The sequence below is a fragment of the Brevundimonas sp. SPF441 genome (assembly GCF_009661015.1).
GTDB lineage: Bacteria > Pseudomonadota > Alphaproteobacteria > Caulobacterales > Caulobacteraceae > Brevundimonas > Brevundimonas vesicularis.
Window position 1 is genome coordinate 38,538 of record NZ_WJWX01000015.1, and the last position, 22,086, is coordinate 60,623.

The following is a 22,086-nucleotide window of genomic DNA, read 5'->3' on the forward strand; positions in this document are numbered from 1 at the left end:
ACGACGAAGAAGACGGACGTGACCACCAACAGTTTCAAGATCGGCGTCGTCTGCGCCAGTTCGCGCTTCTCGAAAGAGCGCGCCGAGGCGGTCGAGGCCTGGATGGCGCACAACCATCCCGACCGCGATGTCGCCGTCGTCTTCCACCCCGCCTGTTTTCTGAAACACGGTCATTTCGCCGGCGACGACCGGGCGCGCGCCGACGCCTTCGTGGAGTTCGCCAACGACCCCCGCATCGACGCCATCTGGTTCGCGCGCGGCGGATACGGCTCCTGTCGCATCGCTGATGCGGTGATCCCGCGCCTGGACGCCGTCGCCCGCAAGAAGCGCTACATGGGCTATTCCGACGCCGGCAGCCTGCTGGCCGGGATGTACAAGGCGAGATTCCAGCATCTGGCGCACGGACCGATGGCCTCGGATTCGGTGCGCGACGACGCGACCGCGCGCGGCGCCCTGTCCTGGCTGACCACGGGACGCACCGACTGGATCGAGCCGTCGTTGGCGACCGATCCGCGCCCGGCCGTCGCCTTCAACCTGACCATCCTGAACGAACTGACCGGCACGCCGCTTGAGCCCGATCTGTCCGACCACGTCCTGATGCTGGAGGAGGTTTCCGAGGCCGCCTACCGGATCGACCGGATGATGTTTCACTTGACCAGCCAGGCCAGCATCCGTCGCGTGGCCGGGATTCGCCTGGGACGAGTCTCGGACGTCACGCCAAACGATCCCGATTTCGGTCAGACTCCGGAGGAAATCGTTCGATACTGGTGCCTGCGTTCGGGCATACCCTTTCTGGGAAGCGCCGATATCGGGCATGACGCCGCCAATAAGGTCGTCCCCTTCGGTCGCCCGTAAGGCGAACGACGCGCGACGAAAAGGACACAGTCTCGCCTCTATTCGCTAAGGCGAGGCCGCCCGCCTCTCGACAGAACGGCGGTCCTGACCTCAGATGCCGGTCCGCGAGGCGTTAGGACTTCGTTAGCCAAGGCGTTGGGGGACGCTGCGGTTTGCGCCTTCTGCGATGCGGCGGTTCGTTCGGATATCGGGGGATGCCCGGACGAGCCGCCTGATCGTCTTCCCATCCATCGACGTTGAGGGCCGCAGGGCTTAAGGATCGAGGGTGCGTTTCGACGAGAGATTCATCGATGAACTGAAGGCCCGCCTTCGGCCGTCCGACGTGATCGGGCGGACGGTGAAGCTGAAACGTCAGGGCCGCGAATATGTCGGCCTGTCGCCATTCTCGAAGGAGAAGTCGCCGTCCTTCTTCGTCAATGACGACAAGGGCTTCTTCCACGACTTCTCGTCCGGCAAGCATGGCGACATCATCTCCTTCCTGCAGGAAACCGAGCGGCTGAGTTTCGTCGAGGCGGTGCAGCGCCTGGCCGGCGAGGCGGGGATGCAGCTTCCCGCCGAAGACCCCAAGGAGGCCGAGCGCGAGCAGAAGCGGGCGGGTCTGTCGGACTGGATGGACCTGGCCCAGAAATGGTTCGCCGCAAACCTGCGCCGCACGCCGGGCAAGGCGGCGCGCGAATATCTGGACAAGCGCGGCCTGCCCGAGGATCAGTGGGAGCGGTTCGGTCTGGGCTATGCGCCTAACGACCGCGAGGGGCTGAAGCAGGCGTTGGTCCAGCGCGGCGCCAAACCCGCCGAACTGGTCGAGGCCGGGCTGCTGATCTCGCCCGAAAGCGGCGGCCAGCCCTATGACCGGTTCCGCGACCGGCTGATGTTCCCGATCCTGGATGCGCGCGGCCGGATCGTCAGCTTCGGCGGCCGGGCCATGAACCCCGACGACCGCGCCAAATATCTGAATGGCCCGGAAAGCCCGCTTTTTCACAAGGGCGCGACCCTGTATGGCCTGCCTGAGGCGCGGCGGATACTGGGCGCGGAATCCAAGAATGACCAGGCCATCATCGTGGTCGAGGGCTATATGGACGTCATTGCCTGCCAGCGCGCGGGCCTGCCGGCCGTGGCGCCGATGGGCACGGCTCTCACTGAGGAGCAGATGGAACGGCTGTGGCGCGTGTCGCACGAGCCGATCCTGTGCTTCGACGGCGATGCGGCCGGACTGCGCGCCGCCTATCGCGCCATCGAACGGTCGCTGCCGCTGCTGAAGCCAGGGCGCTCTTTCCGCTTCGCGCTGCTCGGCGCCGGGCAGGATCCCGACGACATCCTTCGCGACAAGGGCGCGCCCGCGCTGCGCCAGGCCCTGGCCGAAACTTATGGGTTCGCCGAGGTGCTGTTCCGCCGCGAACAGGATCTGGAGCCGCTGGACACGCCGGAGCGCAAGGCCGGCTTCAAGGCGAGGCTGAGGAACACCGCCTCGGCCATCCAGGACAAGGATCTGGCCGAACAATACCGCCGCGACCTGTTCGACCGTTTCGACGCCCTGTTCCCCCGCAGCCCCCAACGCGCGCCCTGGACGCCGGGGCAGGGCAAACGCGGTTTCGGCCCGCCGCCCAAACTGGGTCAGACGGCCGAGGGCGCCCAGGCGATGCAGTCGCTGTTTCGCGCCATCGAGCCCGTGCCGGCCGCCTTGGCCCACGGCGCCATCGACGACCCCGAACGGATGGACGACCATCTGGAAGAGATCGCCGCCCACGGATTCGGCGACAAGGGGCTGGATGGACTGGCGCAGGAGCTGGTTCGCCTGCGTCTGTCGGGACATAGCCTTGACTCCGCCGCCCTGCGACGCCATCTGGCGCAATCGGGTCATGATGCCTTAGTGCGCGAGGTCGAGAAGGCGGCGGCAAAGTCCGGCGCGCCATTCCTGGCCGCAAATGCGCCCCTCGCCGAGGCAAGGGTCCGATGGTCGCAGGCGTTCGACGCTTCGACGCGGGTCGCCGCGTTGGAGGACGCCTTGGCCCATGCACGTGATGTGCCTGGGCAGGATGAGGCGTTCCGCCGGCTGAAGGCCGAGCGGGATGCGCTTCGCCGTGCGATCAAAGCCGGGACGATTTGGGAAGACAGCGCGGGCACGTAACTTTACGGCACGCCAAGCATTGTATTTTTCGCCGGGGCGGACTGATCACCCTCTCGGCTGGAGACAGACTGACTATGAACGCACAGACCGAGACGCAGGACACCGAGGTTTCGACCGATGGGCCCCTGCTCGATCTGACGGACGCCGGCGTCAAGAAGTTCATCAAGCAAGCCAAGGCGCGCGGCTATGTGACGATGGAGGAGCTGAACAAGGTCCTGCCATCCGAAGAAGTCACGCCCGACGCTATTGAAGACACCTTGGCGATGCTGTCCGAAATGGGCGTCAACGTCGTGGAGGCCGAGGAGGACGCGCAGGAGCAGCAGTCCACCGACGTCGCCGCCGCCGCCGGCACCGCCGTGGCCGAAACGCCCGCCAAGTCGGCCTATGACCGCACCGACGACCCCGTGCGCATGTACCTGCGCGAGATGGGTTCGGTCGAACTGCTGAGCCGAGAGGGCGAAATCGCCATCGCCAAGCGGATCGAGGCCGGCCGTGACGCCATGATCTCGGGTCTGTGCGAAAGCGCCCTGACCTTCGAGGCCATCATGGTCTGGCGCGACGAGCTGGAAAACAACCGCATCCTGCTGCGCGAGGTCATCGACCTGGACGCCACCTATGGCGTTCTGAACCCTTCGTCCCTGCCGGGCGCCGCCCAGCCTGAAGGCGAAGAGGAAGAAGAGGCCGAGGAAAAGCCGGCCGCCGAAGACAAGCCTGAGTCCGACGACGACGATGACGACGACTTCGACGATGGCGGCGGCATGTCGATCTCGGCGCTGGAAGCCGAGCTGCGCGACGGGGTTATGGACGTCCTGAACGCCATCGCTGCGGACTTCGGCGCCTTCCGCGCCCTGCAGGACAAGCTGGTTCAGACACGCCTGAAGGGCGAGGTGCTGAGCGCCAAGGATGAAAAGGCCTATCAGGCGCTGACGACGTCCATCTCGGACCGTCTGAAGACGATGAAGCTGAACAACAACCGCATCGAGGCGCTGGTCGAGCAGCTCTATGCGATCAACAAGCGCCTGATCGGTCTGGAGGGTCGTCTGCTGCGCTTGGCCGATAGCTATGGCATTTCGCGGCCTGAGTTCCTCAAGGCCTATTTCGGCTCCGAGCTCGACCCCACCTGGACCGAACGGATCAAGGATCAGGGCGTGCGCTGGACCAAGTTCAGCGAGAACGAAGCCAGCCAGATCGCGACCATCCGTTCTGACGTCGCCGCCGTGGCGCTGGAAGCCGGTCTGCCGATCGACGACTATCGCCGCATCGTCCAGACGGTGCAGAAGGGCGAACGCGAAGCCCGTCAGGCCAAGAAGGAAATGGTCGAGGCCAACCTGCGCCTCGTGATCTCGATCGCCAAGAAATACACCAACCGCGGCCTGCAGTTCCTGGACCTGATCCAGGAGGGCAACATCGGGCTGATGAAGGCGGTCGATAAGTTCGAATACCGCCGCGGCTACAAGTTCTCGACCTACGCCACCTGGTGGATCCGTCAGGCGATCACCCGCTCGATCGCCGACCAGGCGCGCACCATCCGCATCCCGGTGCACATGATCGAGACGATCAACAAGATCGTCCGCACCAGCCGCCAGATGCTGCACGAGATCGGCCGCGAGCCGACGCCGGAAGAGCTGGCCGAAAAGCTGGCCATGCCGCTGGAGAAGGTGCGCAAGGTCCTGAAGATCGCCAAGGAGCCGATCTCGCTGGAAACCCCGATCGGTGACGAGGAAGACAGCCACCTGGGCGACTTCATCGAGGACAAGAACGCCGTCTTGCCGATCGACGCCGCCATCCAGTCGAACCTGCGTGAGACGACCACCCGCGTTCTGGCGTCGCTGACGCCGCGTGAAGAGCGGGTGCTCCGAATGCGCTTCGGCATCGGCATGAACACCGACCACACGCTGGAAGAAGTCGGACAGCAGTTCTCGGTGACCCGCGAACGCATCCGTCAGATCGAGGCCAAGGCGCTGCGCAAGCTGAAGCACCCGTCGCGGTCGCGCAAACTGCGGTCCTTCCTGGACAGCTGATACGATCAAGGGCGGCTCTGACGGGCCGCCCTTTTTTCTTGGCAGGCGACATGGCCCGAAAGCACGTCAATCTCGGCGCGGCGCCGGCCAAGTCCGACCTGCCGCAAAAGTTCTGCGCCGCCTGCGGTCTGCCGTTCGCCTGGCGCAAGAAGTGGGCGCGGGATTGGGATCAGGTGCGGTTCTGTTCGGATCGCTGCCGGGCCAAGGGTGCGTCCGAAGAGCGCTGATAGATGGCTCTCCGCCTCGTGACTACGGCGGCGTCGGGAATCAGCTAAGCGTCGCGACCATGCACTCCGTGTCGCGTATCTCTCCCTTTCTCATCGGCCTCGGCGTCCTGCTGATCCTCAGCGGCTGCGTGCGGCGGCCGCCCGAGCCGTTGCGGCCGCCATCGCCCTATCCGTCACGCACCGAGGCGCCGCTGGTCGGGGGGCTGGTGGACCGGATGATCGACGGCGGGACCCAGGCCCTGGTCGTGCGCGAAGGCGGCGATCTGGGCCGGTGCCTTGCCGAGCTGAACGCCGCGCGCGTGCGGTTCAGCCCCGTGCCGGATCGCCAGAACACGGCGACCTGCGGACTGAGCAAGGGCGGCGTGTTGGGCGCCGACTTGGGCACCGTAGCGCGCATGACGCCGGGCGATGTGGAGATGACCTGCCAAACGGCGCTGGCGCTGAGCATCTGGCGTCGTCAGTCGCTGGAGCCGGCGGCGCGCGAGATCCTGGGCTCGGACGTCGTGCAGATCGACCACATGGGGGCCTACGCCTGTCGCAATGTGAACAACGGCGTGGGCTCGAACCGCATCAGCGCCCATTCCCAGGCGGCGGCGCTGGACTTCGCCGGGGTGCGGTTGAGGGACGGGCGGCGCATCACCGTGACTAAGGACTGGAGCGGCGACACGCCCGAAGCGCGCTTCCTGAAGCGTATCCGCGACGACGCCTGCCGCATCTTTGGCACGACGCTGAGCCCCGACTACAACGCCGTCCACTACGACCATTTGCACCTCGAGGCGACCGACACGCGCTTCTGTCGCTGAGGCAACGCTTTGGCGCGGGGCGGATTACGCCCCTATGCGCGGTGAACTGAAGACCTATCAGGCCAAGCGCCGATTTGGCGAAACGCCCGAGCCGAAGGGCGCCAAGGCCAGGAGCGCGAAGGGCGGCTTCCGCTATCTGATCCAGCGCCACGCGGCGACGCGTCTGCACTATGATTTCCGTATCGAGGCGGACGGGGTGCTGAAGTCCTGGGCCGTGACCAAGGCGCCGTCGCGCGACACGGCGGTCAAGCGGCTGGCGGTCGAGGTCGAGGATCATCCGCTGGATTACGGATCGTTCGAAGGCACGATCCCCGACGGCAACTACGGAGCCGGAACGGTGCAGATGTGGGACGTCGGCACCTGGGAGCCGCAGGAGCCGGACCTGGAGGCGGCCTGGGCCAAGGGTCAGATCAAGATGATCCTTCACGGCGAACGGCTGAAAGGCAAATGGGCGCTGATCCGGCTGAAGAGCGACAGGGGCAAACCCTCCAAACGCAACAACTGGCTGCTGCTGAAGGAGAAGGACGACTTCGCCGTGGCGGGCGAGGGTGATGCGCTGGCCGAAATCGACGCCTCTGTGACGACCGGGCGGTCGCTGGCCGAGATCGCGGATGGGACGAAGGAGTGGACGGCGTCCAAACCGACGGGGCGTAAAGGTCCGGTCAAGCCCAAGCCCTCGAAAGCGGCGGCGAAGGCCAGGAAGCCGCCGGCCTTCGTGCCGATCCAGCTGTGTAAGGTGACCGACCATCCACCGGGCGGGACGGGCTGGGCGCACGAGATCAAGTTCGACGGCTATCGCATCCAGATCGGGGTCGGCGGCGGTCGGGCGGTCTTGCGGACGCGCAAGGGTCTGGACTGGAGCGACAAGTTTTCGGATCTGGCGGCGGATGCGGCGACCTGGCCCGACGCGGTGATCGACGGCGAGCTGTGCGCGCTGGACGAGGATCATATGCCGGACTTCGGGGCGTTGCAGGCGGCCATCTCGGACGAGAAGACGGAAGGCCTGGTCTATTTCGCCTTCGATCTGTTGTTCGAGGGGGCGGAGGATCTGCGTAAACTGCCGCTGTCGCATCGCAAGGCGCGGCTGCAGGCCTATGTGGACCGGATCGGCAAAACGGCCGGGGCGCGGCTGCGCTACGTAGAGCATTTCGCCTCGACCGGCCAGGCGGTGCTGGAGAGCGCCTGCCGCATGGATCTGGAAGGCGTGATCTCCAAGAAGCTGGACGCCCCCTATCATGCCGGGCGGTCTTCGACCTGGCTGAAATCCAAATGCCGGGGTCGCGATGAAGTCGTGATCGGCGGCTGGTCGTCCGAGGGCGGCACGCGGTTCCGCTCTCTGCTGGTCGGGGTCAGGGAAAAGGGCGGTCTTCGCTATCTGGGCCGGGTCGGAACTGGTTATGGCGAGGCGGTGACGAAGGCCCTTGTTCCGGCGCTGAAGGGCGTGGCGGCGCAGAAGTCTCCCTTCGCCGGGGCGGGCGCGCCCAAGGCGGCCAAGGACATCCGTTGGGTCAAGCCGGTGCTGGTCGCCGAGGTCGAGCATGGCGGTTATACCGAATCCGGATCGCTGCGGCAGGCGGCGTTTAAAGGCTTGCGTGAAGACAAGACGGCCGCCGAGGTCACCCAGGCGCCCCAACCGCCCACGGATATGGGCGAAGCCAAGAAGACCACGACGACGGTGCGACCGGCCGGAAAGCCCGGCAAGGTGGTCGTGGCGGGCGTGACCCTCTCAAGCCCCGATAAGGTGCTGTGGCCCGCCGTGGGCGACCGGCCGGCGATTACCAAGGCCGATCTGGCGCGCTACTACGAGGCGGCGGCTGAGCGGATCCTGCCCCATGTGGCGGACCGGCCGACCTCGATCATTCGGGCGCCCGAGGGAATCGGCGGCGAGACCTTCTTCCAACGCCACGCCATGGCGGGGTCGAACCCGCGGCTGAAGCTGATCGACGTCAAGGCGCGCACGCCCTATGTGGCCGCCGTCGATGCGGGCGGCCTGGTCGCCATCGCCCAGTCAGGCGGGCTGGAACTGCACCCCTGGGGCTGTGCGCCCGGCCAGCCGGAAATCCCTGACCAGATCACCTTCGACCTGGATCCGGACGAGGGGCTGAACTTCGCCGACGTCATCGCCGCGTCCAAGGTCGTGAAAGCGAAGATCGAGGCGCTGGGTCTGGCCGCCTTCGTCAAGACGACCGGGGGCAAGGGGCTGCACGTCGTCGCGCCGATCAAGACCGACGCCCGCTCGCGTGTGACCTGGGATCAGAACAAGGCCTTCGCCAAGGCGGTGGCCGAGGCCATCCGCGCCGAGGCGCCGGACCGGTTCACCACGACCCTGGCCAAGAAGGCGCGGGGCGGAAAGATCTTCATCGACTATCTGCGCAACGGGCGAATGGCGACGGCGGTCGCACCCTGGTCGCCGCGCGCACGGCCGGGCGCCGGGATTGCCTTCCCGCTGTCGTGGGGGCAGGTGAAGGTCGGGCTGGATCCCGCCGCATTCAATCTTTGGACCTATGCGGCCTTGCTGAAGAAGCCCGATCCCTGGGCCGAATTCCGCGCCTCGGCGGTCAGTTTGAAATCGGCGCTGAAAAAGATGGGCGTCTAGGCCGCTGTCTTCTTCTTTGCAGCAGCCTTCCTGGGCGTCGCCTTCTTTGCCGGGGCCTTCTTTGCGGCTGGCTTCTTTGTCCCCGTCGCCGACCCTTTCAGGCTGTTCCGCAATGCGGCCATCAGGTCGATGACATTGGTGTCGTCGGGTTCGGCGACATCGACCACGCCCTTGCCGCCCTTGGACTTGGCCTTGATCATCGCGCGCAGAGCGTCGTCGTAGCCGTCCTTGAAGTCCGTCGGGTCGAAGTCCGCCTCCTTCTGCCCGATGATGCGCGCGGCGATCTCGACCATGTCGGGATCGGCCTTCACTGTCGGAATGTCGTCGAAATAATCGTCGGAATCGCGCACCTCGTCATGGGCGCGCAGGGTGTAGGCGATCAGTCCCTTGCCCCGGACCTCCAGCGCCAGCTGGCGCTCCTTGCCCCGCAAGACCAGCTGACCCAGCGCCACCTTGCCCTGCTTCTTCATGGCGTCGCGGATGACGGCGAAGGCTTCGACCCCCGCGCCTTTCTCGGGCACCACGAAGAAGGGATCGTCCCAATACAGTCGGTCGATGTCATCCTCATCGACGAACTTGTCGATCGAGATGGTCTTGGTGCTCTCCAGCTTCACCTTGTCGAAGTCGGCGTCGTCGAACAGGACGTATTCGTCCTTGGACACCTCATAGCCGCGCACCAGATCACTGCGCTCGACGGGCCCGGCGTCCGGGTCGGTCGGCACCATGCGGATGCGATTGTTGGTGTCAGGATTGATCAGGTGAAACCGCACGTCGTTCGTGCTGGTTGTCGCCGTGTAGAGGGCCACCGGACAGGTGACCAGCGACAGCTTCAGATGTCCTTGCCAGGTGGGGCGGGCGGCCATGTCGGTTCTCCTCGATCCGTGACAATGCGTCAGGGCGATTTGCGTTCGAACAGGGCCGCCGCCGGGGGATCAGGCCTTGCCTTCGAAGGCGACGCTGAAGCCGCCCCACATCATGCGCTTGCCGTCGAAAGGCATGTCCATGTTCGCAAAGTCGGGGTCGTCCTGCATCTTGCCGAAACAGGCGTCGGCGGTGGCGCGGTCGGGCCAGGTGACCCAGGAGAAGACGACGACCTCGCCCTCTTGCAGCTTCACCGCCATGGGAAAGCTGGTCAGCGTGCCGTCGGGCACATCCTCGCCCCAGGTCTCGACTTGCGACAGGGCGCCGTATTTCTGAAACAGGGGCCAGGAGGCCTGGGCGGACTTGACGTAGCGCGCCTTGTCCTCGGTTTTCACGGGGGTCAGGAAGCCGGTCACATAGGTCATCGGTCGTCTCCTCTTCTGGATTCAAACGTCGGCGACGGCGCGGTCCAGCGCCGCGATGTCGATCTTGATCATGCCCATCATGGCCTGCATGGCGGCCTTGGCGCGCGCGGGGTTCGGATCGGTGGTCAGTTCCATCAGGCGGCGAGGCGTGATCTGCCATGACAGGCCCCAGCGGTCCTTCAACCAGCCGCAGGCGTTTTCGCCGCCGCCGTCGGCGAGCAGGGCGTCCCACAGCCGGTCCGTCTCGGTCTGATCCTCGGTCATCACCATGAAGGAGACGGCTTCGGTGAAGCGAAAGTCCGGTCCACCATTGAGCGCCAGATACTGACGACCCGCCAGCACGAATTGCACCGTCAGGACCGTGCCTTCAGCGCCGGAGGGCGTATCGACCGGCGAGCGGTTGACGGCGGTGATGCGGCTGTCGGGCAGGAGGCTGACATAGAAGGCGGTCGCAGCCTCGGCGTCGCTGTCGAACCACAGGCAGGGAATGATCTTGTCGCTCATGCCGCATCTCCCTGCGCCAACGCCGCCAGTTGATCGGCGACGGCGCCCCAGCCCTGTTCGAAGCCCATGGCCTTGTGGGTTTCGGCGGCTTTTTCGTCCCAGTGCCGAGCGGTGGCGGTGTAGCGGGTTCCGCCGCCTTCGGGCTCGAAGGTGTCGATCCGCACGAAGTTCATGTCGCCGGCCTGCGGAACCCAGCCCTCGGTGAAGGCGCTGGTCGAGACCAGTTTGCGGCCCGGAACCACCTCCAAAAACACGCCGGAATAGGGATGCCGCTCGCCCTCGGGCGAGGCCATTTCCACATTGGCCCGCCCGCCGACGTGCAGGTCCCAATCCACGACCGGCGTGGTCCACGGGCGAGGGCAGAACCACTCGCCGGTGCGCTCGGTGTAGATCTTCCACACCGTCTCCGGCGAAGCCTTGATCAGACGGCTGATGCTCAGTTCGCGACCGTCACCCATCACGACACCATGGCGTTGGCGGCGAAGGCTTCGGGACCGGCGGCGACGGCGGCCGGGTCCATCCACATCGGCTCCCAGATATGGCCGTCCGGATCGGCATAGCCGCGCCCATACATGAAGCCGTGATCCTGAATCGGGTTTGGATCCATAAGGCCGCCTGCCGCACCCGCGCGTTCGACAGCCGAGTCCACAGCCTCTCGGCTGTCGAACGAGATGCACAGCGACATCTGCGCCGAGGCATGGGCGTCGGGGATCGCCCGGTCGGTGAAGGTGCGCCACTTGTCGTGGGTCAGCAGCATGACGTGGATCACATCCGACACCACCATACAGGCGGCCGTGTCGTCGCTGAACATTGGGTTTTTGGTCGCGCCGATAGCCTCATAAAAGGCGATCGATCGGGGCAGGTCGGCGACCGGCAGGTTGATGAAAATCAGCTGGGCCACGGCGTTTCCTCTCCTTGTTATTTGCGAAACCTGACTCCGATGATTACCATAGTCAACTATGAAGTTAGAAAAGATAACCGATAAGGCGGGCCGAAAATATCATGATGCGTGCGGCGCTGCGCACGGACTGGACCTGATCGGCGAGCGCTGGGCTCTGCTGGTGATCCGCGAACTGATGATGGGCCCGCGCCGGTTCGGTGATCTGAGAAAGGATCTGCACGGCATTTCCGCCAACGTGCTGACCCAGCGACTGGAGGGGCTGGAGGCTTCGGGCATCGTGACCCGCCGCAAGCTCCCGCCGCCCGCCTCGGTTCAGGTCTATGAGCTGACGCCGTGGGGATACGAGATCAAGCCGGTCTTCATGGTGCTGGGCGGCTGGGCCGCGCGCTCGCCTCGCCACGACCCGACCCTGCCGATCAGTGCGGTGTCGATCATGCAGTCGTTCGAGACCATGTTCGATCCGGCGTTGGCCGGAGACTCCGCGATGACCCTCGGCTTCGTCTTCGGCGAAGAACCTTTTGTCGTTCAGATCGAAAAAGGGACGATCACGACCCGTCGCGGCGCCACGGACACCGCCGACGTCGTCCTGACGACCCAACCGCCGCTGGTCGCGGCCTGCGTCTACGGCAAGGTCCCGCCCGGCGCCTTCGAGGCCGACGGCCTGATGACCCTGACCGGCGACCGGGCCGTTTTCGATCGCTTTGCGGGCTTCTTCAACCTGCCGGAGAAGGCGCCGGTCTGAAGCTTCAGGCCAGCATGTCCAGCAGCGTGCCGGTCATGTCGTCGGCGGTGCGCATAACAGCGGCGTTGGCGCTGAAGGCGGTCCTGGCCTGGATCCGCTCCACGGTTTCGTCGGCGAGATTGTCCAACGGCGCGGTGGCGGTGCGGCGCGCGCTGTTGTCGAACCGGTTCTGCGCGGTCGTCATTCCGGCGGCGGCGATGGAAAGCGCTTGCATGGCGAAGCTCCGGACGCGGTGGGTTCGATCGCCAGACTGCGTCTTTCAGGTCGACGTCGCCTGAAGGAACAGGGTGAACGGCGTTTTCCGCCCCGCTTGCGCCCTTATTGATGTATAGAGCGCCATCATTCGCCCGGCCTGAGGTCTGACCTCGGCCGGGCGCGGTCGTTTCGGCGACTGCTCTTGTCCGTTGTCCCAGGTTCCCTATGCCCTTTCCCGCCGTCCATCCCGCGCTCGACCGCGCCCTGATCAACAAGGGCTATGCCGAACCCACCCCGGTTCAGGCCGCCGTCCTGGAGGGAGAGCATGCGGATCGCGACCTGCTGGTCTCGGCCCAGACGGGTTCGGGCAAGACCGTGGCCTTTGGTCTGGCCGCTGCGCCGACCCTGCTGGGCGACAAGCCGATCTTCGGCCTCGGCGGCGCGCCGCTGTGCCTGGCCATTGCGCCCACGCGGGAACTGGCCATGCAGGTCGCGGCCGAGCTGCAATGGCTGTACGCCGACTCCGGGGCCAAGATCGCCACCTGCGTCGGCGGCATGGATGCGCGCCGTGAAGCCCGCGCCCTCGGCTTCGGCGTCCACATCGTCGTCGGCACGCCCGGCCGCCTGAAGGACCACATCGACCGGGGCAACCTGGACCTGTCCGAGCTGAAGGTCGCCGTCCTCGATGAGGCCGACGAGATGCTCGACATGGGCTTCCGCGAGGACCTTGAGCACATCCTGGACCAGGCGCCGGCCGAACGCCGCACCCTGCTGTTCTCGGCGACCATCGCGCGCGACATCGCCACCCTGGCCAAGCGCTATCAAAAGGACGCGGTCCGCATCGACGCGACCGACAAGACGCGCCAGCACGCCGACATCGAATACCGCGCCTACCGTATCGCGCCCAACGAGATCGAGCACGCGGTGGTCAACACCCTGCGCTGGTTCGAGGCGCCGCGCGCCATGGTCTTCTGCTCGACCCGCGACAGCGTGCGTCACCTGCAGTCATCGCTGCTGGAGCGCGGCTTCTCGACCGTCAGCCTGTCGGGCGAGATGGGTCAGCGCGAGCGCACCGACGCGCTTCAGTCGCTGCGTGACGGCCGCGCCCGCGTCTGCGTCGCCACTGACGTCGCCGCGCGCGGTCTGGACCTGCCCGACCTGGGTCTGGTCATCCACGCCGAACTCCCGATGAACCGCGCCGGCCTGCTGCACCGTTCGGGCCGGACCGGCCGGGCGGGCAAGAAGGGCATCTCGGTCATGCTGGTCCCGCACTCGCGCCGTCGCAAGGCCGAGCGGCTGATGGACGAGGCCGGCGTCGACGCCGTCTGGACGGGCGCCCCGACCTTCGATGAAATCCGCAAGGCCGACGAAGGCCGTCTGCTGTCGCCCGAGTTCTTCGAGGCCGACGTCTCCGACGAGGACATGATCGTCGCCAAGCGGATGATCGCCGAGCGCACGCCCGACGAGATCGCCGCCGCCCTGGTGCGCCTGCTGCGCAAGGAACAACCGGCGCCGGAAGAACTGTCAGATCCGGGTTCGGATCGCGGTCCGGCCAAGCGCGAGCGCACCGTGCGCAACGACGACGGCACGGCGGCTCAACCTTGGCCGGGCGACCGCCTGGGCGCTGATGATGTGGTCTGGTTCCGTCTGGACGTGGGCCGCAACAAGAACGCCGACCCCAAATGGCTGATCCCGCTGATCTGCCGCATCGGCGGCATTTCCAAGCCTCAGATCGGCGCCATCCGCACCTTCCCCGAAGAGACGCGGTTCGAGGTCGCCAAAACCCACGAGAAGGCTTTCCGAGAAGCCGTCGCCGCCTCCAAGGACGAGGTGAAGATCACGCCGTCGGAAGCCCCGACGCCCGGCTCGATGAAGGCCAGCCGCTTCGCCGGCAAGCCGCGCGAGGATGGCGACCGCCCCTTCAAGAAGACCCCCTACAAGCGCGCCGATGGCGGAGAGGGCGACGCCCGCCCGCCGTTCAAGAAGAAGCCCTGGGCGCCAAAGGCTGACGGCGGCGCCAATCCGCGCTCGAACGCCTCGGGCGACAAGCCCTATGCCAAGAAGCCCTTCAAGGCCAAGCCGGGCTTCAAGAAGGACGGCTTCAAGGGCAAGCCCAAGGGCTGATCTGCGACCACTTGCCTGATCGTGGGCGGAGGCGCACCCTCCGCCCATGAGCACGCCGTCCGCACCTGAGGGCCGTTACGCCTCGTTCGAGGCCTTCTATCCCTATTACATCCATGAGCATTCCAACCGGACGTGTCGGCGCATCCACGTCGTCGGCACCTTTCTGGTGATCTCGGCCTTCGTCGCCTTCGTGGCGACGCGGAACGCCTGGTGGCTGCTGGCCATGCCGCTGCTGGGCTACGGCTTCGCCTGGGTCGGGCATTTCTTCTTCGAAAAGAACCGGCCCGCGACGTTCAAGTATCCGCTGTGGAGCCTGATGGGCGACTTTCGCCTGTTCTTCGAGACAGTGACGGGCAAGCGCCGTTTCTGAGGCCCGCATTTCAAGCTGCACGGTTCGGCGAAACGGAATAGTCTCCCCCTGCGGCGTTGCGCCGCTGCTGGAGGGAGCATCATGAAATCCATCGCCGTCATCGCCGCTGCGTCCGTGCTGCTCGCCCCTGGCGTCAGCCTGGCTCAGAAGAGCGGGGCCAAGCCCGACTTCACCCTGGACCCCAACTACGGCTCGGTGCGGCTGGAGACCGGCTTCACGCCCGATCCCTGGACCAAGTCCATCCTGGCGGGCGGTTCGATCGCCGCCTCGGCGGCGCAGTCGGGCTGCGAGGGCAAGGTCAGCGCCGCGCCCGATCTGCAACTGAACTTCGAAGCCGGCGATCTGGACCTGACCATCAAGGCGGTCGCCAGCGAGGACACGACGCTGCTGGTCAACAGCCCCGGCGGCCGCTGGTATTGCGACGACGACAGCGGCGGCGACCTGGACCCGATGGTGACCATTTCCAACCCCGAGAGCGGTCGCTACGACATCTGGCTGGGCACCTATAACGACAACATGGTCCAGTCGACGCTGCAGATCAGCGAACTGGGCGGCACGGACACGACGGCGGGCGCGGCGCCCAATATCGATCTTGAGCCCAACTACGGCACGGCCAATCTGCGCGGCGGCTTCACGCCCGACCCCTGGACCAAGTCGATCCTGGCCGGCGGCTCCTCGCCCGCCTCGGCCGCCAAGGCGGGCTGCGAAGGTTCGGTCAGTTCAGCCCCGGACATCCAGATCTTCTTCGAGCCCGGCGACGCCGATCTGACCTTCCGCGTGCGCGCATCGGAAGACACGACTTTGCTGATCAATACGCCCAACGGCCGCTTCTACTGCGACGACGACGGCGCGGGCGGCGTCGATCCGAAGGTGACGATCACCAATCCGCAGAGCGGCCGCTACGACATCTGGGTCGGCACCTATAATGGCTCGATGGTGCAGTCGACGCTGGAAGTGTCCGAGTTGGACTGATCGGCGTAAGCCATCAGACACGAAAACGCCGGCTGACCTTCGCGGTCAGCCGGCGTTTTTCATGATCGGCCGGATAAGTTGGAAGCGGTGGTCCAGGCCGGGGGGCAACCGTCGAAATCGCCGGCGTCCACGATGGTCAGGGTGCGCATGTTCAGGCGCTGCGCCTGGTTCATCGAGCCACGACCGTTGCCGGTATAGAGGTCGATTTTCTGGCCCTTGATCGCGCCGCCGGTGTCGGAGGCGTACCAGTAGCCGTCGTGGATCGAACCGTCGGCCAAACGCATGCCGACCGTTTCGCGGATGAACAGCTTGGTGCGGCGCGGGATCACACGGGGATCGACCGCGACGGTGCGCATGGCGATCGGACGGCAACCCAGCGAATCGTTGCCCGTCGCGCCGCCGCCGCCTGCGTGATAGAGGCGCGCCGACGCGCGCCAGTCCGGATCGGAGGCCATCAGCTCGGCCTGTTCGGCGTTCAGGGCGGTCTCGACTTCATCGGAACCGACGATGGCGGCAGGGGTTTCAGTCCTGACTTGATCCGCCGCTACGACATCATTGTAGGGGACAGGCCCGCTCGTCACAGACGATACGGCAGCCCAAAGCATGGCGATAGCAGCGGATGCGCCGATCATGAGTTTCGCTCAGGAGACACCGGCTCCCAACGCCGCCGGCGCTGGCCTTGTCGCGTTAACCTGTGGCGAGAAAGTGGCGAAACCCGCCTTGGCGCCGTCTGTTACGATTTGTTTCTAGGTTAATGCCCTGTTTTGCATAACTTATTTATCCCCAGTCTGCGCGCTTGGGGACGACGCCGCGGGCTTCAAAACTTGAAGTTGAGGCCCGCCTGAAGCACCGGCAGGACCTTGTAATCATCGGCCTCGGCCTGAATCTCACGCTCTTCCTGATCCAGACGCGAACGGAAGGTAGGGTCGTTCGACAGCGTCCCGCCGCGAGCGTCCAGATCCACTTGCGGCGCATCGCCAAAGGCCGCGCCTGCCAGAATGCGGAAGCCGAGCCTTCCGCCGCGCGTAAAGGTGTTGTCATAGCCCAGGCCGACGAAGGGCGCGGTGCTCTCCAGGTCGATGCGGCCGGTCAATGTCCCGACCTGGGCCGGGGTGAAGGTCGCGCCGCCGACATTGACGTTTCCGGTGGGCGTCGCATCCAGATCGACCTTGCGATCGCCGAAATAGGCCCCGCCCGAGATCAGAAAGCCGTTGCGGAACGGATGCAGGTCCACAAAGGCGCCCGGCGACTTGAAGTCGATCTTGGCGTCGTAATCGATGCCCTTGTAGGTCTGGTCCCGATCCCATTTCAGCACGTCATAGCCGCCGCGCAGCACCACGACCGGGCTGAGCGCGAACTGGGCCTGAAGGCCGGCACCCGGCGTGCCGACCTGGGCGCCGACGGCGAACCGGCCGTCAGCCTGCGCCAGGGCCGATGTGGCGGGCAGGGCGGTCGCGATGACGGCGGCGATCAGCGGGGTCTTCATGGCGTGCAGGTCCAAAGCGGCAGGGTTCTCTTAACCCTGCCGGCCAGCTCTGAAGATTGGGTTACGCCGCCCAGTCGCCGGGCGCCGTGTCGCGCCTCGCCTCGGCCTCGCGCACAGCCTCCGCCGCGCGGTCCAGCACCTCCAGCCCGGCGCCGGGCTTGATCGCCTCGACCGTCAGAATGCGACGGAACGCCCGCGCGCCCGGCCGGCCGTGCATCAGGCCCAGCATATGCCGCGCCATCGCCGGCAGGGCGACGCCTTCCTCCAGACGCGCGGCCATATAGGGCCGATAGCGCTCCAGCGCGGCGAAGGCGTCGGTGTCCTCGACCGGCGCGCCAAACAGGCGACGATCCGCCTGACCCAGGATGGCCGGCTCGTGATAGGCGGCGCGACCCAGCATGACCCCGTCCAGCTTGACGCCGTCGATCTCGGCCAGATGCGCCTCGACCGCGTCCATTGAGGCGATGCCTCCATTGATCGAGATGTTCAGATGCGGCCGCTCGCGCTTCAGCCGGCGCACCAGATCATAGTCCAGCGGCGGCACGTCGCGGTTCTCCTTGGGCGACAACCCCTTCAGCCAGGCCTTGCGCGCATGGACGACGAAGACCTCGATCCCGACGGCGGCGCAGGCGTCCACCGTGGCGAACAGGCTGACGGCCGGGTCCTGATCGTCCACGCCGATGCGGCATTTGACGGTCGCGGGCACGCTGACGGCCCCCTTGATCGCCGCCATACAGTCGGCCACCAGCTCCGGCTCGCGCATCAGGCAGGCGCCGAACCGACCCGACTGCACCCGGTCCGACGGGCAGCCGACGTTCAGATTGATCTCGTCATAGCCGAACGCCTCGCCGACCTTGGCGGCTTCGGCCAACTGCGCCGGATCCGACCCGCCCAGCTGCAAGGCCACCGGATGCTCCAGAGCATCGAACCCCAGCAGCCGCTCTCGATCCCCATGCAACACCGCCGGCGCCGTCACCATCTCGGTGTAAAGCAGCGCCCTGCGTGTCAACGACTTGTGAAACGCCCGGCAATGCCGATCGGTCCAGTCCATCATCGGGGCGATGGACAGCGTGCGGGAGGCGTTCAGGGACATGGGGCTGCGGCTTGACCGGCGATGTAGGGGCGACTGCGTCTGCCCATACGCGATTTCGGCCCCTGCGTGAAATCAGAGAGGGTCTTCGTGCAAAGGTTGGCGGCAATCTGGCCGAATGGACGTCCCGCGCCGGATCACGTGGGACGTCCATCGTCACGCTTAGCGGCGGGCGCGCAGTTCCAGTTCGCCGATGCGGCGGCTCAGGTAGGCCGTGTCGTCGGACGAGGGGCTGGTGCGGCTGTAGGCGGCGTCCAGGCGGGCGAGGTCGCCGGCCTCGACGCGGATGTCGGCGGCCTCGGTGCGGCTGACGGCGCCCGAGCGTTCGGCGGCGGTCAGGGCGGTTTCCAGGTTCGCGAGACGGGTGCGGGCGGGCAGGTTGGCGGACGGCGTCTGTCCGGCTGGGCCATCGCCGACCCGCAGGTCCAGGGCGTCCAGACGGGCGTCCAGATCGGCGCGCTCGCTGGCGCTGATCGAGCCGTCGGCGCTGTAGCGGCTCTCCAGCTGGATCAGAGCCTGATAGTCGGATTTCAGGCGCGTCGCCTCGGTGCGGGTGATGCGGCGCGCGGTCACAGCGGCGTTGACGCGGGTGTCGAAGTCCGCACGGCCCTGGGCGACGGTGTCCATGTCGGCATAGCCCGAGGCGCCGGCTTCCAGCGTCTGGGTCAGGGCGGTGTAGCGGGCGTTCAGATCGGCGCGTTCCTGGGCCGAGATGCCGCCGACGGCATATTGGTTCTCCAGATCGACCAGGGCGGAATAGTCGGCGCGCAGGCGCGTCGCGGCCGAGGCGGAGACGCTTCCGGCGCGCACGCTGGCGTCCACGCGGGTCGAGAACTGGCTTTGTCCGTCACGCAGCGGACGGCCGCCGCGCAGCCAGGCCTGATCCATGGCCGACAGACCCAGACGATCGCCGAACAGGGCGCCCACGACCGCGCCCAGCCGATCCTGGGTCGTCGAAGGATATTGCGTTTGGGCGACTGCAGCGCCGCCCGCGAGGGTCAGGGCGGTGGTGGCGATCAGGGCGAGGCGGACGTTGCGCATGGGGAGGCTTCTTGTCGGTTGATGTCAGCCGACAAAACGACGGTCGTCAGGCTTGGTTGCCTGCCGGCGCCTCAGTCGCGAATGAAGTGCGGCACGAAGCGCGAGGTGTTGCGGGTGATCCGGCCCACATCCTCGCGCAGGCTGATCCCCACCGGCTCCGTTCCTACCACCCACGACCCGACGATCACATGATTGCCGTCGAACAGGGGCGGATCGCACAGCGCCTGGCGGATGTAGCGCCCCTCGCCATAGCCGCCGTCCACCACCTCTGCGGCGCTGACGCCCCGGTCGATCAGTTCGACATTGTCGCCCTCGCGCGAGAACAACGGCTTGCGCACATAGGACGAGCCCAGCGCCGCCTCGGCCGGATCGCCCTCGAAATAGGATTCCAGCAGGTTGGGGTGGCCCGCATGCCGCTCCCACAACAGCGGCAGGATGGCCTTGTTGGACAGGATGCTCTTCCACGCCGGCTCCAGCACGGTCACGTCCGCCGTCGGCAGGGGCGCGGCGTAGTCGTCGCGCAGCATCTGCTCCCACGGATAGAGCTTGAATATCGCCTGGATGATCCAGTTCTCGTGGTCCACGAACCGGCCGTCGGCGTTCAGCCCGATCTGGTCGATGGCGACGAACTGGGGCTCCAACCCGGCCTGCTGGGCCAGGTCTTCCAGGAAGCGCACCGTCTGGCGGTCCTCGACGAAATCGGCGTCCGAGGCGAAATGCACGAAGCCGCCGCTGGGGAAGATGGCGCGGAACCGCTCGACCAGCTTCTCATGCAGGCTGTTGAACTGATCCGCATCGGCGGGCAGGGCGCCGGCCTTGATCTGATCCTCCAGCCACAGCCACTGAAACACCGCCGTCTCATAGATGCTGGTCGGGGTGTCGGCGTTGTATTCATACAGCTTGGCCGGCCCCGTGCCGTCATAGGTGAAGTCGAACCGGCCATAGAGGGATGGATCGCCCCGCTTCCAGCTGTCGGCCACATAGTCCCGCATGGTCTCGGGAATATCGAGCTGTTCCATCAGCCGCTCGGACTGAACCGCCTCGTTGACCAGCTCCAGGCACAGGCCGTGCAGTTCCTCGGTCGGCGCCTCGATCCCGTCCTCGATCTCGGCCAGCGAAAAGGCATAGGCCGCCGTCTCGTCCCAATAGGGTTTGCCGTCGGTGTGGCGCCAAGTGAAGCCGAGTTCCTCGGCCTTGGCGTCCCAGTCGGTGCGGGGATCGAAGCGCAGACGCTCCATGGATCAGGCCGGGTCTTTGTCGGGCGTAGATTGGCCGATGCGCGGCGTGACCACGGTCACCTCCGGCTGGCTGAGGCGGGCCAGGACGTCGTCGGCCGAGGAATGGCCGGGCAGAATGCCGGCCTCGCGCAGCTTGGCGTCCAGGTCCGCGCCGGTGCGGCGATCTTCCAGCGCCTGGCTGGCGTTCAGCTTCTCTTCCTGGATCGCCTGGCGCTGTTTGATGCGTTGCAAACTGTCCGCCGCCGAGCCGATGCGGGACTGGGCGCCGGCCGAGTTCAGGGCGACCGACGTCTGGGCCTTCTGGACGGAATCGTTGACCTTGACGATGTCGATCTCGCGACGAAGCGTCTCGATCTTCTGGTCGGTCGAGGCGATGGCTGTGCGCAGGCGCGTCTCTGCCGTCTTCATGTCCTCGATCAGCGGACCGCGGCTGGTGATCTCAACCTCCAGCTCGGCGATGCGGCCGGCGACTTCGCGCGCCAGATCGGTCTTGCCCTGACCCAGGGCGGTGCGGGCCGAGCTTTCGTATTTGGCGATCTGGTCGCGGAAGCTGGCCATCTCGTTTTCGGCCATGCGGCGGCGCGCCACCAGGCCGGCCAGGTCATCGCGGGCCTTGCCCTGGGCGTTGTCGGCGTCGCGGATTTCCTGGTCGAGGATCTTCAGCGCATTGGCGTCGACGACGCCCTGGGCCGCATCGTGGGCCGAGCCGCGGAACAGGGCGGACAGTTTTCTGAGCATGGACATGGTCGGTCTTCCGGGATCAGGCGGCGTCGGCGCCGAAGGTTTCACGCAGTTCGGTGGCGTCGATCGCATTCTCGGCCAGGGTGCGCAGTTCGATCAGGATGGTCTGAAGCGTCGTCTTGCAAGAGAGTTCGCCCATCAGCTCGTACACGTCTTCGCCACCGACATTGGTGATGGCGAAGTTGGACAGGGGCACCACGCGCTGGGCCTTCAGCAGAAACTCGTTGAAGGCGTGGCGATCCTTCTGCTCAGACACCGGCCACAGCAGGACCGAACAAACGATCTGGGCGCCGCCAACGCTCAGGTAGACCGGCAGGTCGCCATATTCGTGCATGGTCGCCAGCAGCACCGGCTCGGTGCCCTCGACCACGCGCAGGGTCATTTCGCCGTCACGCAGCAGGGTTGAGCCGTCCAGCGCCGCCTTGATGGCGGGCACGGTCCAGGGGGTCTCGATCACGGCGTCCATTTGATGGTCGTCTCCAGGGGTGATGGAATCGGAAGTGGGGCGGCGCGGGCGCCCTGCAAGCTGCGGCCCGCGTGTTGAATCGGTGACGATGGCGCGCACGGCCGCCTTGACGTCGTCGCGGGCGGCGGCCGGCACCCAAAGCTCCAGCTTCACCAGGCCCGCCTCACGACGCGCCTGTCGCCACGCACGGATGCGGTCGTTGGCGGCGGAAGAGGGCGATGTGTCGTTCGGCATATCGTTACATGAAACGCGTAACATGAACGCTTGACTGGACGCAAGATCGGACGGAATGTCGCGCCATGA

23 protein-coding genes are annotated in these 22,086 nt (G+C 66.2%); 10 read left to right on the forward strand and 13 right to left on the reverse strand.

Features of this window, described 5'->3' with window-relative positions:
* The first annotated feature begins 18 nt into the window (after positions 1–18).
* The 6 genes from GGC30_RS16780 to ligD all read left to right on the forward strand — a co-directional run bounded on the left by GGC30_RS16780 (position 19) and on the right by ligD (position 8,627).
* Positions 19–855, forward strand: a complete 837-nt coding sequence (locus GGC30_RS16780) for an LD-carboxypeptidase (protein ID WP_370451948.1) — start codon at positions 19–21, stop codon at positions 853–855.
* Positions 856–1,120: 265 nt separating this feature from the next.
* Complete coding sequence (gene dnaG, locus GGC30_RS09995) at positions 1,121–2,980, forward strand: DNA primase (protein WP_295208398.1); 1,860 nt, start codon at positions 1,121–1,123, stop codon at positions 2,978–2,980.
* A gap of 74 nt (positions 2,981–3,054) precedes the next feature.
* Entirely contained in the window at positions 3,055–5,001 is a 1,947-nt protein-coding gene (rpoD, locus tag GGC30_RS10000) for an RNA polymerase sigma factor RpoD (RefSeq protein ID WP_153923746.1), read from the forward strand.
* A gap of 50 nt (positions 5,002–5,051) precedes the next feature.
* Entirely contained in the window at positions 5,052–5,228 is a 177-nt protein-coding gene (locus tag GGC30_RS10005) for a DUF2256 domain-containing protein (protein ID WP_153923748.1), read from the forward strand.
* Between the two features lie 59 nt (positions 5,229–5,287).
* Entirely contained in the window at positions 5,288–6,031 is a 744-nt protein-coding gene (locus GGC30_RS10010) for an extensin family protein (protein ID WP_153923750.1), read from the forward strand.
* A gap of 34 nt (positions 6,032–6,065) precedes the next feature.
* Positions 6,066–8,627: a DNA ligase D gene (gene ligD / locus GGC30_RS10015; protein WP_153923752.1), complete on the forward strand. Its 2,562-nt coding sequence runs from the start codon at positions 6,066–6,068 to the stop codon at positions 8,625–8,627.
* Here ligD and GGC30_RS10020 read toward each other — a convergent pair.
* From GGC30_RS10020 to GGC30_RS10040, 5 genes are all read right to left on the reverse strand, one after another.
* Positions 8,624–9,490 (reverse strand): Ku protein, encoded by an 867-nt coding sequence (locus GGC30_RS10020; RefSeq protein ID WP_153923754.1) that lies wholly within the window; start codon positions 9,488–9,490, stop codon positions 8,624–8,626. The genes ligD and GGC30_RS10020 overlap by 4 nt on opposite strands.
* Positions 9,491–9,559: 69 nt before the next feature.
* Positions 9,560–9,913: a DUF1428 domain-containing protein gene (locus GGC30_RS10025; protein ID WP_153923756.1), complete on the reverse strand. Its 354-nt coding sequence runs from the start codon at positions 9,911–9,913 to the stop codon at positions 9,560–9,562.
* Between the two features lie 21 nt (positions 9,914–9,934).
* The gene (locus tag GGC30_RS10030) at positions 9,935–10,417 is read right to left on the reverse strand and encodes a VOC family protein (protein WP_153923758.1); all 483 of its coding nucleotides are present in this window, start codon (positions 10,415–10,417) and stop codon (positions 9,935–9,937) included.
* Entirely contained in the window at positions 10,414–10,875 is a 462-nt protein-coding gene (locus GGC30_RS10035) for an SRPBCC family protein (protein ID WP_153923760.1), read from the reverse strand. Before GGC30_RS10035 ends, GGC30_RS10030 begins: the two co-directional genes overlap by 4 nt.
* Positions 10,875–11,318 (reverse strand): VOC family protein, encoded by a 444-nt coding sequence (locus GGC30_RS10040; protein ID WP_370451949.1) that lies wholly within the window; start codon positions 11,316–11,318, stop codon positions 10,875–10,877. Before GGC30_RS10040 ends, GGC30_RS10035 begins: the two co-directional genes overlap by 1 nt.
* A 58-nt stretch (positions 11,319–11,376) precedes the next feature.
* Here GGC30_RS10040 and GGC30_RS10045 point away from each other — a divergent pair, with 58 nt between their 5' ends.
* A complete protein-coding gene (locus GGC30_RS10045; RefSeq protein ID WP_153923762.1) occupies positions 11,377–12,060 on the forward strand; it encodes a helix-turn-helix domain-containing protein in 684 nt (227 codons plus the stop codon).
* A 4-nt stretch (positions 12,061–12,064) separates the two neighbouring features.
* Here the strand turns inward: GGC30_RS10045 and GGC30_RS10050 are convergent, their stop codons facing one another.
* On the reverse strand, positions 12,065–12,274 hold the full coding sequence (locus GGC30_RS10050; protein WP_112863571.1) for a flagellar basal body rod C-terminal domain-containing protein: 210 nt from the start codon (positions 12,272–12,274) through the stop codon (positions 12,065–12,067).
* Positions 12,275–12,480: 206 nt separating this feature from the next.
* Here GGC30_RS10050 and GGC30_RS10055 point away from each other — a divergent pair, with 206 nt between their 5' ends.
* From GGC30_RS10055 to GGC30_RS10065, 3 genes are all read left to right on the forward strand, one after another.
* Complete coding sequence (locus GGC30_RS10055) at positions 12,481–14,379, forward strand: DEAD/DEAH box helicase (protein WP_153923764.1); 1,899 nt, start codon at positions 12,481–12,483, stop codon at positions 14,377–14,379.
* Positions 14,380–14,425: 46 nt separating this feature from the next.
* Positions 14,426–14,749 (forward strand): Mpo1-like protein, encoded by a 324-nt coding sequence (locus GGC30_RS10060; protein WP_026108600.1) that lies wholly within the window; start codon positions 14,426–14,428, stop codon positions 14,747–14,749.
* An 81-nt stretch (positions 14,750–14,830) separates the two neighbouring features.
* Positions 14,831–15,721: a hypothetical protein gene (locus GGC30_RS10065; RefSeq protein WP_045811903.1), complete on the forward strand. Its 891-nt coding sequence runs from the start codon at positions 14,831–14,833 to the stop codon at positions 15,719–15,721.
* A gap of 59 nt (positions 15,722–15,780) precedes the next feature.
* Here the strand turns inward: GGC30_RS10065 and GGC30_RS10070 are convergent, their stop codons facing one another.
* From GGC30_RS10070 to GGC30_RS10100, 7 genes are all read right to left on the reverse strand, one after another.
* A complete protein-coding gene (locus GGC30_RS10070) occupies positions 15,781–16,353 on the reverse strand; it encodes a 3D domain-containing protein (protein ID WP_153923766.1) in 573 nt (190 codons plus the stop codon).
* A gap of 185 nt (positions 16,354–16,538) precedes the next feature.
* A complete protein-coding gene (locus GGC30_RS10075; protein ID WP_153923768.1) occupies positions 16,539–17,207 on the reverse strand; it encodes a hypothetical protein in 669 nt (222 codons plus the stop codon).
* Positions 17,208–17,268: 61 nt separating this feature from the next.
* A complete protein-coding gene (gene dusA, locus GGC30_RS10080; protein WP_153923770.1) occupies positions 17,269–18,300 on the reverse strand; it encodes a tRNA dihydrouridine(20/20a) synthase DusA in 1,032 nt (343 codons plus the stop codon).
* Between the two features lie 159 nt (positions 18,301–18,459).
* Positions 18,460–19,338, reverse strand: a complete 879-nt coding sequence (locus GGC30_RS10085; protein ID WP_153923772.1) for a hypothetical protein — start codon at positions 19,336–19,338, stop codon at positions 18,460–18,462.
* Between the two features lie 71 nt (positions 19,339–19,409).
* A complete protein-coding gene (locus tag GGC30_RS10090) occupies positions 19,410–20,576 on the reverse strand; it encodes a glutathionylspermidine synthase family protein (RefSeq protein WP_153923774.1) in 1,167 nt (388 codons plus the stop codon).
* 3 nt (positions 20,577–20,579) lie between these two features.
* Entirely contained in the window at positions 20,580–21,320 is a 741-nt protein-coding gene (locus GGC30_RS10095) for a PspA/IM30 family protein (protein WP_055803477.1), read from the reverse strand.
* A gap of 16 nt (positions 21,321–21,336) precedes the next feature.
* Entirely contained in the window at positions 21,337–22,017 is a 681-nt protein-coding gene (locus GGC30_RS10100; RefSeq protein ID WP_153923776.1) for a DUF2170 family protein, read from the reverse strand.
* Positions 22,018–22,086: the final 69 nt, after the last annotated feature.

Excerpts from the sequence above, each read along its gene's own strand:
- rpoD (WP_153923746.1), top strand. The coding sequence starts at position 3,055 with ATGAACGCACAGACCGAGACGCAGGACACCGAGGTTTCGACCGATGGG.
- GGC30_RS10005 (WP_153923748.1), top strand. The coding sequence starts at position 5,052 with ATGGCCCGAAAGCACGTCAATCTCGGCGCGGCGCCGGCCAAGTCCGAC.
- GGC30_RS10010 (WP_153923750.1), top strand. The coding sequence starts at position 5,288 with ATGCACTCCGTGTCGCGTATCTCTCCCTTTCTCATCGGCCTCGGCGTC.
- ligD (WP_153923752.1), top strand. The coding sequence starts at position 6,066 with ATGCGCGGTGAACTGAAGACCTATCAGGCCAAGCGCCGATTTGGCGAA.
- GGC30_RS10020 (WP_153923754.1), bottom strand. The coding sequence starts at position 9,490 with ATGGCCGCCCGCCCCACCTGGCAAGGACATCTGAAGCTGTCGCTGGTC.
- GGC30_RS10025 (WP_153923756.1), bottom strand. The coding sequence starts at position 9,913 with ATGACCTATGTGACCGGCTTCCTGACCCCCGTGAAAACCGAGGACAAG.
- GGC30_RS10030 (WP_153923758.1), bottom strand. The coding sequence starts at position 10,417 with ATGAGCGACAAGATCATTCCCTGCCTGTGGTTCGACAGCGACGCCGAG.
- GGC30_RS10035 (WP_153923760.1), bottom strand. The coding sequence starts at position 10,875 with ATGGGTGACGGTCGCGAACTGAGCATCAGCCGTCTGATCAAGGCTTCG.
- GGC30_RS10045 (WP_153923762.1), top strand. The coding sequence starts at position 11,377 with ATGAAGTTAGAAAAGATAACCGATAAGGCGGGCCGAAAATATCATGAT.
- GGC30_RS10050 (WP_112863571.1), bottom strand. The coding sequence starts at position 12,274 with ATGCAAGCGCTTTCCATCGCCGCCGCCGGAATGACGACCGCGCAGAAC.
- GGC30_RS10055 (WP_153923764.1), top strand. The coding sequence starts at position 12,481 with ATGCCCTTTCCCGCCGTCCATCCCGCGCTCGACCGCGCCCTGATCAAC.
- GGC30_RS10060 (WP_026108600.1), top strand. The coding sequence starts at position 14,426 with ATGAGCACGCCGTCCGCACCTGAGGGCCGTTACGCCTCGTTCGAGGCC.
- GGC30_RS10065 (WP_045811903.1), top strand. The coding sequence starts at position 14,831 with ATGAAATCCATCGCCGTCATCGCCGCTGCGTCCGTGCTGCTCGCCCCT.
- GGC30_RS10070 (WP_153923766.1), bottom strand. The coding sequence starts at position 16,353 with ATGATCGGCGCATCCGCTGCTATCGCCATGCTTTGGGCTGCCGTATCG.
- GGC30_RS10075 (WP_153923768.1), bottom strand. The coding sequence starts at position 17,207 with ATGAAGACCCCGCTGATCGCCGCCGTCATCGCGACCGCCCTGCCCGCC.
- dusA (WP_153923770.1), bottom strand. The coding sequence starts at position 18,300 with ATGTCCCTGAACGCCTCCCGCACGCTGTCCATCGCCCCGATGATGGAC.
- GGC30_RS10085 (WP_153923772.1), bottom strand. The coding sequence starts at position 19,338 with ATGCGCAACGTCCGCCTCGCCCTGATCGCCACCACCGCCCTGACCCTC.
- GGC30_RS10090 (WP_153923774.1), bottom strand. The coding sequence starts at position 20,576 with ATGGAGCGTCTGCGCTTCGATCCCCGCACCGACTGGGACGCCAAGGCC.
- GGC30_RS10095 (WP_055803477.1), bottom strand. The coding sequence starts at position 21,320 with ATGTCCATGCTCAGAAAACTGTCCGCCCTGTTCCGCGGCTCGGCCCAC.
- GGC30_RS10100 (WP_153923776.1), bottom strand. The coding sequence starts at position 22,017 with ATGCCGAACGACACATCGCCCTCTTCCGCCGCCAACGACCGCATCCGT.